Here is a 15,431-nt window from a genome sequence, read left to right on the forward strand (position 1 = left end):
CGCCTGGACATCGATCCGGAGTGCGGCCCCATCGTGTCCTGGATCTTCACCCAACGCCTCGCCGGGCACAGCGTCGCCCGCATCACCCGCGCCCTCAACGATGCCGGCATCCCCAGCCCGTCCGCCGCCGACCCACACCGCAACCCGCACCCGACCAGCCGGCGATGGGTCCTCACCACGGTGCGCACCATCCTGGCCAACCCCCGCTACACCGGCCGCCAGGTCTGGAACCGGCAGCGCACCGACCACGACCTCATCGACCCGGCCAACACCAGCCTCGGCCACCGCGACGTGATGCGCTGGAACACCCCCACCGACTGGATCATCTCAACGAAACCGGCACACCCGGCACTGGTCAGCGAAGCCGACTTCGTCACGGTCCAGCACACTCACGCCGACCGGCTCACGGCACCGGGACGGACATACACCCTGGCGGGACTCCTGCGCTGCGGAATGTGCGGGCGCCGGATGGATTCCCACTGGACCCGCCGCCCCGCCTACCGGTGCCGGCACGGCCACTCCAGCGCCGCCCCGCCCCTGTCCCACCGGACGCCCAACGCCTACGTCCGCGAAGACCACGTCCTGCCCCACCTGCCCGCACTGGTCATCCGCCTCACCGCGCACAAGACCGACCTGAGCGGAACGACGGCTCCGCCCTCACCGGCCACCGCCGTGGAGTACCTCCGCACCGAATCAATATCCGTGATATTCGCCCCGGCCACCCGGACCCTGACCGCGGACACCCCACGAGGAGAAAGGATCGCCATCGGCTGACCGGCACCGCAGCAGCACACGCAAGCGCTGGAGGAGGAAGCCAGAAGCCTGCCGAAACGCCAGAACACCCGCGCCCGGCCGGGAGCCGGAGGCGAGTGCCAGTCTGCCCTGCCCGCGAAACGGGACTTAGGGGGCAATGGTGTGTCCGAGGGGGGACTTGAACCCCCACGCCCGATAAAGGGCACTAGCACCTCAAGCTAGCGCGTCTGCCATTCCGCCACCCGGACTAGGTGTCTGCCGCCTGACCGGGGGTGTTCCCCGCGGCGACATGGACAACAATACCAAGCTTTCGGAGTGCCTTTCACCTGCGTTTCCGTCGGTGTAGGCGCAGGTGGGCGCGGGTCACGGCGCGTGGCCGGGCCGTCACCGGGCGGGCAGCAGCGCGCGCAGGGCGCGGACGAGTGTCGCGGCCGTCTCGTCGTCCAGCGGTGCGAGGAAGCGCCGCTCGGCGGCCCGTCGCGCCTCCTCCGCCCGGCCCATCCGCTCACGCCCGGTGTCCGTCAGTTCGACGATGTTGCGCCTCCGGTCCTGCGGGCTGCGCCGGCGTTCTACCAGACCTCGCCGCTCCAGGCCGTCGAGCAGGGCCACCATCGTCGTGCGGTCCACCCCGAGCCGTCCCGCCACCTCGATCTGCGACAGCGGTTCGGCCCCGGCCAGCACCACCAGCACCGCCAGGTCGTGTCCGTCCATGCCGTACGGGGCGAGGGCCTCGGCCGAGCTCCGCGCCAGGTCGGCCTGGACATGCTTGAGCAGGTACCCGAGCCGGGATTCGAGGGGATCACTGACCATGTCGTAGACGATATCGAAATCTGATCGTCAGCATGACTGATGATTGACTAGACTGACGGCCATGACGACCGTGACGGCTGTGCGCTTCGGCATCAAGACCACCCCCATGCACGTCCCCTACGAGGACATCCGCCGTGTCTGGCAGGAGGCGGACGCGATACCGCAGATCGCGGACGCCTGGCTCTGGGACCATCTGCTGCCGGTGGCCGGCCCCAAGGACGGCGCCGTCCACGAGGGCTGGACGCTGCTCTCCGCCCTGGCCGCGCAGACCGAGCGGCTGCGGCTCGGTCTGCTGGTGACCAGCAACCGGATCCGGCCGCCCGCCCTCCTGGGCAAGATGGCCTCCACCGTGGACGTGATCTCGGGCGGGCGGCTGGTCCTGGGGCTGGGCGTCGGCGGGACGCATCAGCCGCCGGGGGCGGGCGGGATCGCCGGGGAGAATCCGGCGGTCGACGAGTACGACGCGTACGGCCTCACGCTCGTGCCGCCCGCCGAAGGCATCGCCCGGCTCGACGAGACGGTACGGATCCTGAAGCTGATGTGGACCCGGGACGTCTTCGGCTTCGAGGGCGAGTACTACCGGCTGAGGGGGACCCGGAACGAGCCCAAGCCGGTGCAGCGCCCGGGGCCCCCGCTGCTGATCGGCGGCTGGGGCACCCGACTGCTGCGGCTGGTCGCCGAGCACGCGGACGTCTGGAACGTGCCCGGGCCGCCGCACAACACCGTCGAGTTCGTCGCCGAGCGCGCCCGGGTGCTGGACGCGCACTGCGCCGAACTGGGCCGGGATCCGGCGGAGATCGTCCGCTCGGTCCAGGTCCTGGTGTCGTACGACGACCCGGCGGCGACCCGGGCCACGGTCGCCGCCCTCGTCCGGGCCGGGATGAACCACATCGTGCTGAGCCTGCCCCGTCCTTATCCCGACGGCGTGGCGCGCCGGCTGGCGGACGAGGTGATCCGGCCGGTGCGCGACGCCACGGAATGAGACACGCGCGCGGTCAGGGCATCAGCTGGTACTCCGGGAAGTTCCCGGGCAGCCGCTCCCCCGCCGGGCCCTGGGTCACCGCCCGCACCAGCAGCTCCCCGCCGACGAAGGCGCCCCGCCAGGACGCGCCGAAGCCGCCGAAGAGCTCGTCCCGGTCGCCTCGGGACCGCGCCTTGCCGTGGCCGATCTTGAAGGCGCGGATCTGCGGGGCCAGGCGCGCGAACGTGGCCTCGTCGTCGGTGGAGAGCGTGGCGACCAGTGCGCCGTTGGAGGCGTTCATGGCGGCCAGCAGTTCGGCCTCGGTGTCGACCAGGACGATCGTGTCGACCGGGCCGAAGGGTTCCGCGTGGTGCAGCGGTGAGGACGGGGGCGGGTTGAGGAGGGTGACCGGGTGGACGTACGCCTCGGTGTCCTGGCCGGGCAGGAAGCGGGCGTCGGCCGGGCTGCCGCGGTGCAGCGGGACGGCGCCGCGGTCGACGGCCTCGGCCACCTGGTCGGTCAGGTCCTTGGCCTTCGCCGCGTTGATCAACGGGCCGAAGTCCAGCTCGGGGAGCGGGTCGGCGGGGTCGGCGACCGCGAGGGGGTGGCCGATCCGGAGCCGGCGCACCGCCGGGAGGTAGGCGGTGAGGAACTCGTCGAACAGTTCGCGCTGGACGACGAAGCGGGGGTAGGCGGTGCAGCGCTGCTTGCCGTAGTCGAAGAGTTTGGGGACGACGGCGGTGAAGGCGGCCCAGTCGGTGAAGTTCCAGATGCCCCAGGTGTTGAGTCCCTCCTGTTCGAGTACGTGCCGCTTGCCGAGGTCGGTGACGGCCGTGGCCACCGCCGCCCCCGTGTCGCGTCCGCCGACGAAGGAGACGCAGCCGATCTCGGGCGCCCGCACCAGCGCCTCCGACAGCTCGCCCCCGCTGCCGCTGAGCAGCGTCACCGGCAGGCCCTCGCGGGCGGCCAGCGCGCAGGCCAGGGTGAGGCAGGCGACCCCGCCGTCGGTCGGGGTCTTGGCCACCACCGCGTTGCCCGCCAGAGCCTGCACCAGTACCGCGTGAACGAGCACGCTCATCGGGTAGTTCCAGCTGGCGATGTTGGACACCGGCCCGTCCAGCGGGCTCCGCCCGGCGAGCATCGGCTCGATGCCGTCGACGTACCAGCGCACCCCGTCGATCGCCCGGTCCACGTCCGCCTGGGCCAGCCGCCAGGGCTTGCCGATCTCCCAGACGAGCAGCAGGGCGAGGAGTTCGCGGTGTTCGGTGAGGGCGTCCAGGGTGGCGGCCACCCTGGCCCGGCGCTCCTCCAGCGGTATGTGCCGCCAGGCCCGGTGCTGGTCGAGGCAGGCGCGGACGGCCCGGTGCGCGGTGGCGCGGTCGAGGCGGGGGGCGCCGGCGATCGGGCTGCCGTCGACGGGGCTGGTGGCGGGCAGCGGGCGGCCGTCGGGCTGCCAGCCGGCGGCCCAGAGGTTGAGGACGCGGTCGTCGCGGAAGGCTTCCGGGGCGAGGGCGAGGCAGCGCGCCCAGGCGCCGTCCCAGCCGGTGCCGGGCTTGCGGACGAGGTCCATGGTCAGCCCCCCGCTTCCAGCAGCTCCAGGACCAGCCGGGCGGTCTCGGTCGGCGTGCTCCCCACCCGCACACCGACCGCCTCCAGCGCCGCCTGCTTGGCCCGGGCGGTGCCGGCCGAACCGGAGACGATGGCGCCCGCGTGGCCCATGGTGCGGCCCTCGGGTGCGGTGAACCCGGCGATGTAGCCGACGACCGGCTTGGTGACGTGCTCCCGGATGTAGGCGGCGGCCCGCTCCTCCGCGTCGCCGCCGATCTCCCCGATGAGGACGACGAGTTCGGTGTCGGGATCGTCCTGGAAGGCGGCCAGGCAGTCGATGTGGCTCGTCCCGACGACCGGGTCGCCGCCGATGCCCACGCAGGTGGAGAAGCCGATGTCCCGCAGCTCGTACATGAGTTGGTACGTCAGCGTGCCGGACTTGGAGACGAGGCCGATGCGGCCGGGCTTGGTGATGTCGGCCGGAATGATCCCCGCGTCGGACTGGCCGGGCGTGATCAGCCCGGGGCAGTTGGGCCCGATGATCCGGGTGCCGTTCCGCCTGGCGTACGACGTGAAGGCCACCGAGTCGTGGACCGGGATGCCCTCGGTGATCACCACCGCGAGGCCGATGCCGGCGTCGGCCGCCTCCAGGACCGCGGCCCTGGCGAAGGCGGGCGGCACGAAGACGACGGTGACGTCGGCGCCGGTCGCCGCCATGCCCTCGGCGACGGTGCCGAAGACCGGGACGGCGATGGGGGCACCTCCCAGGCCGTCCAGGCACTGGGGGACGTCGAAGTCGACGCTCTGCCCGGCCTTGCGCGGGTTGACCCCGCCGACGACGTCGGTCCCGGCGGCGAGCATCCGCCGGGTGTGCTTCATGCCCTCGCCGCCGGTCATGCCCTGGACGAGGACCTTGCTCTCCTTGGTGAGGTAGATCGCCATGACAGAACTCCTCAGGCGGTGGCGGCGAGTTCGGCGGCGCGGCGGGCGGCGCCGTCCATGGTGGTGGCCTGTTCGACCAGGGGGTGCGCGCGGGAGTCGAGGATCGCCCGGCCGCGGGCCGCGTTGTTGCCGTCGAGGCGGACCACCAGCGGTCTCGTCAGCCTGACGGTTTCCAGGGCCTGGACGATGCCGTCGGCGACCGCGTCGCACGCCGTGATCCCACCGAAGACGTTGACGAAGACCGACTTCACCGACGGGTCGGAGAGGATCACCGAGAGGCCGTCGGCCATGATCTGGGCGGATGCCCCGCCGCCGATGTCCAGGAAGTTCGCGGGCCGTGCGCCGCAGCCGGCCACCACGTCCAGGGTGGACATCACCAGGCCCGCGCCGTTGCCGATGACGCCGACCTCGCCGTCGAGCTTGACGTAGTTGAGCCCCTTCGCGGCGGCCGCCGCCTCCAGCGGGTCGTGGTGCTCACCCTCCTCCGCGCCCCAACGGGCCTGCCGGAAGCGGGCGTTGTCGTCGAGGGTGACCTTGCCGTCGAGGGCCAGGATCCGGCCCTCTCCGGTGCGCACGAGCGGGTTCACCTCGACGAGCAGCGCGTCCTCGCGGACCAGTACCTGCCAGAGCCGTACCAGGACGTCGACGGTCTGTGGCGGCAGTCCGGCGGCCGCGGCGATCTCCTGGGCCTTGGCGGAGGTGACGCCGACCGCGGGGTCGACGGGGACCCGGGCCACCGCCTCCGGCCGGGTCGCGGCCACCTCCTCGATCTCCATGCCGCCCTCGGCGGAGGCGATGGCCAGGAAGCCGCCGGCCGCCCGGTCGAGGACGTAGGAGACGTAGAACTCGCTGTCGATGTCGACGGGTTGGGCCAGCATCACCTTGCCGGCCGTGTGCCCCCTGATGTCCATGCCGAGAATCTGACGTGCCGTGAGCTCCGCCGCGGCCGGGTCGGCGGCGAGCTTCACAGCGCCCGCCTTGCCCCGGCCGCCGGTCTTGACCTGCGCCTTCACGACGACCCTGCCGCCGAGCCGGCGGGCGATCTCCCGGGCCTCCTTGGGCGAGTCGGTGACCTCGGCCCTCGGCACCACGATGCCGTGTTCCTCGAAGAGTTCCCTTGCCTGGTGTTCGTACAGGTCCATTTCGGCTCCTGTCTTGAAAGTGCCGCACGCCCCCTGGACACCACCCACCGGATGCGGGATAACAAGGTTCATACAGTATTCGTCGACTGTATGCAATGTACCGCGAGAGCGTTCCAACCCCCTACGAAGGGACAGGACTTCGCCATGCCCGACGACACCCAGGACGTGATTTCCGGTGGTCATCTCGTTGCCAAGGCGCTGAAGGCCGAGGGGGTCGACCGCATCTACACGCTGTGCGGCGGCCACATCATCGACATCTACGACGGCTGCGTCGACGAGGGCATAGAAGTCGTCGACGTCCGCCACGAGCAGGTGGCCGCCCACGCCGCCGACGGCTACGCACGCATCACCGGCAGGCCCGGGTGCGCGGTCGTCACCGCCGGGCCCGGTACGACCGACGCCGTCACCGGCGTCGCCAACGCCTTCCGCGCGGAGTCCCCGATGCTGCTGATCGGTGGCCAGGGGGCGCTCACCCAGCACAAGATGGGGTCCCTGCAGGACCTGCCGCACGTCGACATGATGACGCCGATCACCAAGTTCGCGGCGGCCGTCCCGGACACCGCCCGGGCCGCGGACATGGTCTCCATGGCGTTCCGCGAGTGCTGCCACGGCGCGCCCGGCCCCTCCTTCCTGGAGATACCCCGCGACGTCCTCGACGCCAAGGTCCCGGCCGCGAAGGCCCGCGTACCCAAGGCGGGCGCCTACCGGGCCTCGACCCGCTCGGCCGGCGATCCCGAGGCCATCGAGAAGCTCGCCGACCTGCTCGTGCACGCCGAGAAGCCGGCCATCCTGCTCGGCAGCCAGGTCTGGACGACCCGCGGCACCGCGGACGCCATCGAGCTGGTACGGACCCTCAACATCCCGGCGTACATGAACGGCGCGGGCCGCGGCACCCTGCCGCCCGGCGACCCGCACCACTTCCAGCTCTCCCGCCGGTACGCCTTCTCCAACGCCGACGTCATCGTGATCGTCGGCACCCCCTTCGACTTCCGCATGGGCTACGGCAAGCGGCTCTCTCCGGAAGCGACGGTCGTGCAGATCGACCTCGACTACCGCACGGTCGGCAAGAACCGGGACATCGACCTCGGGATCGTCGGGGACGCGGGCCTGGTCCTGAAGTCGGTGACCGAGGCGGCCTCGGGGCGCGTCAACGGGGGTGCCTCCCGGCGCAAGGAGTGGCTCGACGAACTGCGCGCCGCCGAACAGACGGCGATCGAGAAGCGGTTGCCGCAGCTGAGGTCGGACGCCTCGCCCATCCACCCGTACCGCCTGGTCAGCGAGATCAACGACTTCCTCACCGAGGACTCGATCTACATCGGCGACGGCGGCGACATCGTCACCTTCTCCGGGCAGGTCGTGCAGCCCAAGTCTCCTGGCCACTGGATGGACCCGGGCCCGCTCGGCACCCTCGGCGTCGGTGTCCCCTTCGTGCTCGCCGCCAAGCAGGCCCGCCCCGACAAGGAGGTGGTCGCCCTCTTCGGCGACGGCGCCTTCTCGCTCACCGGCTGGGACTTCGAGACCCTGGTCCGCTACGACCTCCCCTTCGTCGGGATCGTCGGCAACAACTCCTCGATGAACCAGATCCGTTACGGCCAGGCCGCCAAGTACGGCAAGGAGCGCGAGCGGGTCGGCAACACCCTCGGAGACGTCCACTACGACAAGTTCGCCCAGATGCTGGGCGGTTACGGCGAGGAGGTCCGCGACCCCGCCGACATCGGCCCCGCCCTGCGCCGAGCCCGGGAGTCGGGCAGGCCGTCGCTGATCAACGTCTGGGTCGACCCGGACGCGTACGCCCCCGGAACCATGAACCAGACCATGTACAAGTGAGGTGGAACGCCCATGACCGCCAAGGCACTTGAGGGCATTCGCGTCCTCGACATGACCCACGTCCAGTCGGGCCCCTCCGCCACCCAGCTGCTCGCCTGGCTCGGCGCGGACGTGGTCAAGCTGGAGGCGCCGTCCGGTGACATCACGCGCAAGCAGCTGCGCGACCTCCCGGACGTCGACTCCCTCTACTTCACGATGCTCAACTGCAACAAGCGGAGCATCACCCTGAACACCAAGACCGAACGCGGCAAGGAACTCCTGACCGAGCTGATCCGGCGCTCGGACGTGATGGTGGAGAACTTCGGTCCGGGCGCGGTCGACCGGATGGGGTTCACCTGGGACCGCATCAAGGAGATCAATCCGCGGATCGTGTACGCCTCCATCAAGGGGTTCGGGGACGGCCCGTACACCGATTTCAAGGCGTACGAGGTGGTCGCCCAGGCGATGGGCGGGTCGATGGCCACCACCGGCTTCGAGGACGGCCCGCCGCTGGCCACGGGCGCGCAGATCGGTGACTCCGGCACCGGAGTGCATACAGTAGCCGGAATACTGGCGGCACTCTTCCAGCGTGAGCACACCGGCCGCGGCCAGCGCGTCAACGTCGCCATGCAGCACGCCGTGCTCAACCTCTGCCGGGTCAAGCTCCGCGACCAGCAGCGGCTCACCCACGGCCGGCTCGCCGAGTACCCGAACGAGGACTTCGGCGACGAGGTGCCCCGCTCCGGCAACGCCTCCGGCGGCGGCCAGCCCGGCTGGGCGGTCAAGTGCGCGCCGGGCGGCCCGAACGACTACGTGTACGTCATCGTGCAGCCCGTCGGCTGGCAGCCGATCACCCGGCTGATCGGCCGGCCGGAGCTCGCGGACGACCCCGAGTGGGCGACCCCGGAGTCCCGCCTGCCCAAGCTCAGCAAGATGTTCCAGCTGATCGAGGAATGGTCCTCGACGCTCCCCAAGTGGGAGGTGCTGGAGAAGCTCAACGCCCACAACATCCCGTGCGGGCCGATCCTCTCCACCAAGGAGATCATCGAGGACGAGTCGCTGGTCGCCAACGAGATGGTGGTCACCGTCCCGCACCCCGAGCGCGGCGAGTTCGTCACCGTCGGCAGCCCGCTCAAGCTCTCCGACTCCCCTGTCGACGTCACCGGCTCGCCGCTGCTCGGCGAGCACAACGAAGCGGTCTACATCGGCGAACTCGGCCTCGGCGACGAAGAATTGCGCCTGCTCAAGTCGAACGGAGTGATCTGACGTGATGGCAGAGGACCGGGAGCTGCGGGTCCGCGAGCTCCTCGACTCCGTGCGCGCGGAGGGCCGTACGGCACTCACCGCGCCGGAGGGCAAGGTGGTCGCCGACGCGTACGGGATCGCCGTACCGGGCGAGGAGCTGGCCACCGACGTCGACGAGGCGGTGGCGTACGCGGCACGCTTCGCCGGACCCGTCGTCATGAAGATCGTCTCGCCGGACATCCTGCACAAGACCGACGCGGGCGGGGTCGTCGTCGGGGTGGAGGGCGCGGCGGACGTACGGGCGGCCTTCCACCGGATCATCGAGAACGCGCGCGCCTACGACGCCGATGCGCGCATCGAGGGCGTCCAGGTACAGGAGCTGCTGCCGAAGGGCACGGAGGTGATCGTCGGCGCGGTCACCGACCCGACCTTCGGGAAGGTCGTCGCCTTCGGGCTCGGCGGGGTGCTGGTCGAGGTACTGAAGGACGTGACGTTCCGGCTCGCGCCCGTCTCCGCCGACGAGGCGCTGTCGATGCTGGACTCCATCGAGGCGGCCGAGGTGCTGCGCGGGGTGCGCGGGCAGGCCGGGGTGGACCGGTGGGCGGTCGCCGAGCAGATCCGCCGGGTCTCCCAACTGGTCGCGGACTTCCCGGAGATCGCCGAGGTGGACCTCAACCCGGTGATCGCGACCGCGGAGGGCGCGGTCGCCGCGGACATCAGGATCATCCTCGCGGAGCGACAGCCGCCACCGCGCAGGAAGTACACCCGCGACGAGATCCTGGAGACCATGCGCCGGCTGATGCAGCCCCGCTCGGTCGCCGTGATCGGTGCCTCCAACGAGGCGGGCAAGATCGGCAACTCGGTGATGCGCAACCTCGTGGACGGCGGCTTCGCCGGGGAGATCCACCCGGTGAACCCCAAGGCCGATGACATTCTGGGCCGCAAGGCGTACAAGAGTGTCACGGACGTTCCCGGTGAGGTGGATGTGGCCGTCTTCGCCATTCCCGCCAAGTTCGTGGCGGCGGCGCTGGAGGAGGTGGGCCGGAAGAAGATCCCCAACGCCGTCCTGATCCCGTCCGGTTTCGCGGAGACCGGCGAACACGAGCTCCAGGAAGAGATCGTCGCGATCGGCGAGCGCTACGGCATCCGCCTCCTCGGCCCGAACATCTACGGCTACTACTCCACCTGGCAGGACCTGTGCGCCACGTTCTGCACGCCGTACGACGTGAAGGGCGGGGTTGCGCTGACGTCCCAGTCGGGTGGGATCGGCATGGCGATCCTGGGGTTCGCCCGCACCACCAAGACGGGTGTGTCGGCGATCGTCGGGCTCGGCAACAAGTCGGACCTGGACGAGGACGACCTGCTGACCTGGTTCGGCGAGGACCCGCACACCGAGTGCATCGCGATGCACCTGGAGGACCTGAAGGACGGCCGCGCCTTCGTCGAGGCCGCGCGGGCGACCGTACCGAAGAAGCCGGTCGTGGTCCTCAAGGCGGGCCGTACCGCGGCCGGTGCCAAGGCCGCCGGTTCGCACACCGGCGCGCTCGCGGGCGACGACGCGGTGTACGACGACATCCTGCGGCAGGCGGGCGTCATCCGCGCCCCCGGCCTGAACGACATGTTGGAGTACGCGCGCGGCCTGCCGGTGCTGCCGACCCCTCGGGGCGACAACGTCGTGATCATCACCGGCGCGGGCGGCAGCGGTGTCCTCCTGTCCGACGCGATCACCGACAACGGGCTGACCCTGATGGAGATCCCGCCGGACCTGGACGAGGCGTTCCGCCGCTTCATCCCGCCGTTCGGCGCCGCCGGCAACCCGGTGGACATCACGGGCGGCGAGCCGCCGTCGACGTACGAGGCGACGATCCGGCTCGGGTTGGAGGACCCGCGGATCCACGCGCTGGTCCTCGGCTACTGGCACACCATCGTCACCCCGCCGATGGTGTTCGCGGAGCTGACCGCGCGGGTGGTCGCGGAGTTCCGGGAGCGGGGCGTCGAGAAGCCGGTCGTCGCCTCGCTCGCGGGGGACGTCGAGGTCGAGGAGGCCTGCCAGTACCTGTACGAGCGGGGGGTCGTGGCGTACCCGTACACGACCGAACGGCCGGTGGCCGTGCTCGGCGCCAAGTACCGCTGGGCGCGGGCGGCCGGACTTCTGGGGGGCGCGTCATGACATAGCAGAGGAAGGGGCCGGCCGGCGGAGCGCGTCCCCGGCCGGCCCCGGGACCCGTGCGCGCACGAAAGGCATTGGACAGGGGGCGCTGGCCAGAACTTTCGACGCAAGGGGTGCTGAGCAGACATGTCATCCATCGATCTATCGACGTCCGTCCCTTTCAGGGAGGTGACGGACCGCAACGGCCGCAGGTACCGCATCGGCGAACGCGATGTCGATCTCATGGGCCGGACACGCACATGGATGGTCATCCTGCCCTGGGTGGGCATGATGGGCATCAGTTCCGCCGAGTACGCGTTCACGTCGGCGGAGGACACGCTGCACGAGGCGCATCTGTGGGGCAGCGGGCACATCTTCTGGCTGATGGGCGTCTGGGTGTTCTTCCAGGCGGCCGTGGCCTTCCCGGCCGGGCAACTGCGGGAGAGCGGACGGCTCCCCGCGCGTACGGCCATGCTGATCGGCGCGGTGGGCACACTGCTGGGCTATGTGTCGCTGGCGTTCGCACCGAACGTGGTCGTCGCCTATCTCGGCTTCGGCATGTGCAGCGGTATCGGCGCCGGTCTCGTCTACGCGACCTGCGTGAACATGGTCGGCAAGTGGTACCCGGAGCGCAAGGGCGGCAAGACGGGCTTCGTGAACGGCGGTTTCGCCTACGGATCCGTGCCCTTCGTCTTCCTCTTCACCTCGGTGCTCGACCTGAGCAACTACAGGGTCGTCCTCGCCTCGGTCGGCATCGGGCTGTGTCTGGTGGTGGCGTCGGCCGGCTGGTTCTTCAAGGACCCGCCGAAGAACTGGTGGCCGCCGCACGTCGATCCGCTGAAGGTGACTCAGGACCCGAGGATACGCCGAGCGTTGGAGAAGAACCCGCCGGCGATCAAGCAGTACACAGCCAAGGAGGCCGCCCGTACCCCCGTCCTGTGGATGATGTGGTTCTGTCTGCTCTGCACGGCCGGGATCAATATCTTCGGCATCGCCTTCCAGGTGCCGTTCGGCAAGGACATGGGGTTCGCGGGTGGGATCGTCGCCACGGCCATGTCCCTGAAGGCCATCGTCAACGGCACCGGCCGCGGCGTCATCGGATGGATCTCCGACCGCCACGGCCGCCGCAACACGCTCATCATCGTGTGCATCGTGCTCGGCACCGCCCAGTTCGGCGTGCTGGTCTCCGGCCAGATGCACAGCATGCCGTTCTTCCTGTTCTGCTCCATGGTCTCCGGGTTCGGCGGCGGGGCGATCTTCCCACTCTTCGCGGCCATGACGGCGGACTACTTCGGTGAGAACAACAACGCCACCAACTACGGAATGGTCTACAGCTCCAAGCTGATCTCCGGCCTGGTGGGCTCCGGTCTGGGCGCGGTCGTCGTCGGTGAGTGGGACTACCACGGCGCGTTCGTGCTGGCGGGCTCCGTCGGCCTGGCCTCCGCAGTGCTGGCCCTCTTCCTCAAGGCACCGGGCAGGCCCAGCGCCCGGCGCATCGTCCCCAACCCGCAACCGCTCGGCGAGGAGATGGCGTGACATGACGGCTGACCCTGTAGCCACGAACAGCACCGGTGCCGGACGCCGCCCGTACCGCGAGGTCACGGACGCCCGCGGCCGCGTCTACCGGATCGGCGAGACCGACCGGGACATCCTCGGCCACTCCCGCAACATCATGGTGTACCTCCCCTGGATCGCCATGATGGCCATCAGCGTCTTCGAGTACGCGTACGGCTCCGCGGAGGACACCCTGTCCCACGCGCACGGCTGGACGCAGTCCAACACCTTCTGGATCCTGAGCGTCTGGGTGTTCTTCCAGGCCGGCATCGCGTTCCCGGCGGGCTGGCTGCGCGAGAAGGGCATCCTGACCGCGCGGCGCGCCATGTACACGGGTTCCGTGATGTGCCTGGTCGGCTTCCTGGCGCTCTCGCACATCAGCGAAATCTGGCTGGCGATCATCGGCTTCGGCGTGATCGGCGGCCTCGGCTCCGGCCTGGTCTACGCGACCTGCATCAACATGGTCGGCAAGTGGTTCCCCGAACGCCGGGGCGCCCGCACGGGTTTCGTGAACGGCGGCTTCGCCTACGGCTCGCTCCCCTTCATCTTCATCTTCAACTACGCCTTCGACACGGCGAACTACCACCGGGTCCTGGACCTCATCGGCGCCTACGTGATGGTCGTGGTCCTCGTCACCGCGTGCTTCTTCAAGGACCCGCCGAAGAACTGGTGGCCGGCCGACATCGACCCGCTCACGCACTCGGGCGGCACCAAGACCGCGGCGGCCCTCGCCAAGAACCCGCCCGCGGTACGCCAGTTCACTCCCAAGGAGGCGATCCACACCGGCATGCTCCCGCTGATGTGGATCTCCATCGTCATGACGGCCGGCGTCTCGATCTTCGGCATCTCCTTCCAGGTGGACTTCGCGAAGGACGTCGGCTTCGGCCCCCTGGTCGCGGCCTCGTCCATGGGCGTGATGGCGGTCATCAACGGCATAGGCCGCGGCGTGGTCGGCTGGCTCTCCGACCGCCTCGGCCGCAAGCCGACCCTCGTCTTCGTCATCGTCGTCCTGGGCCTCGCCCAGTTCGGCGTGATCTGGGCCGGTGACATCAAGAGCGAGTGGCTGTTCCTGTTCTTCGCCTTCCTCTCCGGCTTCGGCGGCGGCGCCTTCTACCCGCTCTTCGCCGCCCTCACCCCGGACTACTTCGGCGAGAACTACAACGCCACCAACTACGGCCTCGTCTACAGCGGCAAACTCATCAGCGGCCTCTTCGGCGGCGGCCTCGGCTCCATGGTCGTCGGCGCCTGGGGCTACAACGGGGCCTACGCCCTGGCGGGCGGCATCTCGATGCTGGCGGCGGGGGTGGCGCTGCTGTTGCGGCAGCCGGGGCGGGGGACGACCACCAAGGCGGGGGTGATGCAGCCGCAGACGGCTACCTGACGGTCTCCGCCGAACCTCGGGGCGAGGTGTTCCCGACGGGGTGAGTCCCGGACCCGGGTCCGGGACTCAGCCGCTTCCGGAGACGGCCTTCGCCGCTGGCCCGGACAATGCTGCTGCCGGACCGGAAGGCGGTAGACCTCGACGGACAGCCTGAGACACCCGAGACCGACCCACCGACGAGAGCGGCAGAAACGGTCCCTCGTCATGGGACCGGGCACGCCCATTTCCAGGGGTACCTCTTCTTCCTGTGCCAGGAGGCGAGGGTCAACCCGCCCTTCGATGCGCAGCGGCGGCACCAGGTCGGGAACCCACACCGGCTGGCCCAGGTTCGGCAGGACAGCCATGATCTCGTCCCAGACCCCGCAGGTGCGCCACGTCCTGTAACGGGAGTGAATGCCCTTCCAGGGACCCACGAGAATGAGGATTGCTGAGGTCCTTGTTCCCGCCACCGCCAGAGGCACTTTCCAGGTGAAGAAGCGTGTCGGGTCCTACCCGCGTGTCCGCGTCGAGGGCGGCGGTCGTGGGGTCGTCTCGCAGGCCGGGGCCGTGCTGCTGGTCGAGACGATCCTCAAGTCCGGTCTGACTCGATCGGGTGGAGGCGGGCCCTGGCCAGCAGATCGAGTCCCCTATAGCGGCGGGCTTCGGTCCATTCGTCGTTCTGCTCCGCCGGCACGGCGCCGACCAGGCGGATCAGGGCAGTGCCGTCGGGGAAGATGCCGACCACGTCTGTGCGGCGGCGGATCTCCTTGTTGAGCCGTTCCTGCGGGTTGTTCGACCAGATCTGCCGCCAGATCTCCCGCGGGAAGACGGTGAAGGCCAACAGGTCGTGCTGGGCTGCATCCAGGTGGGCTGCGGCCTTGGGAAACTTGGCCTCCAATGCGTCCAGGACGTGCCGCATCTGGGCCCGGACAGCCGTCGTGTCGGGCTGTTCGAAGACGGTCCGGAGCAGCGTGGCGACCCACGGCTGGGCCGATTTCGGGACCCGGCTGAGCAGGTTGCGTGCGTAGTGAGTGCGGCATCGCTGCCAGGAAGCACCGGGCAGCACGGCGTCGATGGCGTCGACGAGGAGTAATTGTCAATACCTGTGGATCGCTTGCTCCGCGAAGCGCGGAACCTGTCCCCGGGGGCTTGGTTTCCCAA

The 15,431-nt window shown here is 70.0% G+C and carries 11 protein-coding genes, 1 tRNA gene and 1 pseudogene; 7 read left to right on the forward strand and 6 right to left on the reverse strand.

The features are described from left to right. Positions 1 to 33: 33 nt before the first annotated feature. Entirely contained in the window at positions 34 to 774 is a 741-nt protein-coding gene (locus ACFY6U_RS00440; RefSeq protein WP_390034345.1) for a recombinase family protein, read from the forward strand. Between the two features lie 142 nt (positions 775 to 916). Here ACFY6U_RS00440 and ACFY6U_RS00445 read toward each other — a convergent pair. Together ACFY6U_RS00445 and ACFY6U_RS00450 are read right to left on the reverse strand one after the other, a co-directional pair. After that, positions 917 to 1,001, reverse strand: a tRNA-Leu gene (locus ACFY6U_RS00445). A 136-nt stretch (positions 1,002 to 1,137) separates the two neighbouring features. Next, positions 1,138 to 1,563, reverse strand: a complete 426-nt coding sequence (locus ACFY6U_RS00450; RefSeq protein WP_390034346.1) for a MarR family winged helix-turn-helix transcriptional regulator — start codon at positions 1,561 to 1,563, stop codon at positions 1,138 to 1,140. A gap of 61 nt (positions 1,564 to 1,624) precedes the next feature. Between ACFY6U_RS00450 and ACFY6U_RS00455 the strand changes: the two genes are divergently transcribed. Next, on the forward strand, positions 1,625 to 2,545 hold the full coding sequence (locus ACFY6U_RS00455; protein ID WP_390034347.1) for an LLM class flavin-dependent oxidoreductase: 921 nt from the start codon (positions 1,625 to 1,627) through the stop codon (positions 2,543 to 2,545). Positions 2,546 to 2,558: 13 nt separating this feature from the next. On the opposite strand, the gene ACFY6U_RS00460 is transcribed toward ACFY6U_RS00455, so the two are convergent. From ACFY6U_RS00460 to sucC, 3 genes are read right to left on the reverse strand one after another with little or no spacing between them, the layout of a single operon-like run. Beyond that, on the reverse strand, positions 2,559 to 4,094 hold the full coding sequence (locus tag ACFY6U_RS00460; protein WP_390034348.1) for an aldehyde dehydrogenase family protein: 1,536 nt from the start codon (positions 4,092 to 4,094) through the stop codon (positions 2,559 to 2,561). A 2-nt stretch (positions 4,095 to 4,096) separates the two neighbouring features. After that, positions 4,097 to 5,014, reverse strand: a complete 918-nt coding sequence (gene sucD / locus ACFY6U_RS00465) for a succinate--CoA ligase subunit alpha (protein ID WP_390034349.1) — start codon at positions 5,012 to 5,014, stop codon at positions 4,097 to 4,099. Between the two features lie 11 nt (positions 5,015 to 5,025). Next, positions 5,026 to 6,156: an ADP-forming succinate--CoA ligase subunit beta gene (gene sucC, locus ACFY6U_RS00470; protein WP_390034350.1), complete on the reverse strand. Its 1,131-nt coding sequence runs from the start codon at positions 6,154 to 6,156 to the stop codon at positions 5,026 to 5,028. A 144-nt stretch (positions 6,157 to 6,300) separates the two neighbouring features. On the opposite strand from sucC, the gene ACFY6U_RS00475 reads away from it, so the two are divergent. The 5 genes from ACFY6U_RS00475 (at position 6,301) to ACFY6U_RS00495 (ending at position 14,291) form a co-directional block, all read left to right on the forward strand. Continuing rightward, positions 6,301 to 7,983, forward strand: coding sequence for a thiamine pyrophosphate-binding protein (locus ACFY6U_RS00475; RefSeq protein ID WP_390034351.1), 1,683 nt, complete (start codon positions 6,301 to 6,303; stop codon positions 7,981 to 7,983). 12 nt (positions 7,984 to 7,995) lie between these two features. After that, complete coding sequence (gene frc / locus ACFY6U_RS00480) at positions 7,996 to 9,228, forward strand: formyl-CoA transferase (protein ID WP_390034352.1); 1,233 nt, start codon at positions 7,996 to 7,998, stop codon at positions 9,226 to 9,228. A 4-nt stretch (positions 9,229 to 9,232) separates the two neighbouring features. Continuing rightward, positions 9,233 to 11,377, forward strand: coding sequence for an acetate--CoA ligase family protein (locus ACFY6U_RS00485; protein WP_390034353.1), 2,145 nt, complete (start codon positions 9,233 to 9,235; stop codon positions 11,375 to 11,377). 126 nt (positions 11,378 to 11,503) lie between these two features. After that, positions 11,504 to 12,892, forward strand: coding sequence for an OFA family MFS transporter (locus ACFY6U_RS00490; RefSeq protein WP_390034354.1), 1,389 nt, complete (start codon positions 11,504 to 11,506; stop codon positions 12,890 to 12,892). Position 12,893: 1 nt separating this feature from the next. Next, the gene (locus tag ACFY6U_RS00495) at positions 12,894 to 14,291 is read left to right on the forward strand and encodes an OFA family MFS transporter (protein ID WP_390034355.1); all 1,398 of its coding nucleotides are present in this window, start codon (positions 12,894 to 12,896) and stop codon (positions 14,289 to 14,291) included. Positions 14,292 to 14,859: 568 nt separating this feature from the next. Here the strand turns inward: ACFY6U_RS00495 and ACFY6U_RS00500 are convergent. Further along, positions 14,860 to 15,357, reverse strand: a pseudogene (locus tag ACFY6U_RS00500) (transposase); the annotation flags it as partial. Positions 15,358 to 15,431: the final 74 nt, after the last annotated feature.

This window comes from Streptomyces sp. NPDC013157, from assembly GCF_042899865.1.
Classification (GTDB): Bacteria; Actinomycetota; Actinomycetes; order Streptomycetales; family Streptomycetaceae; genus Streptomyces.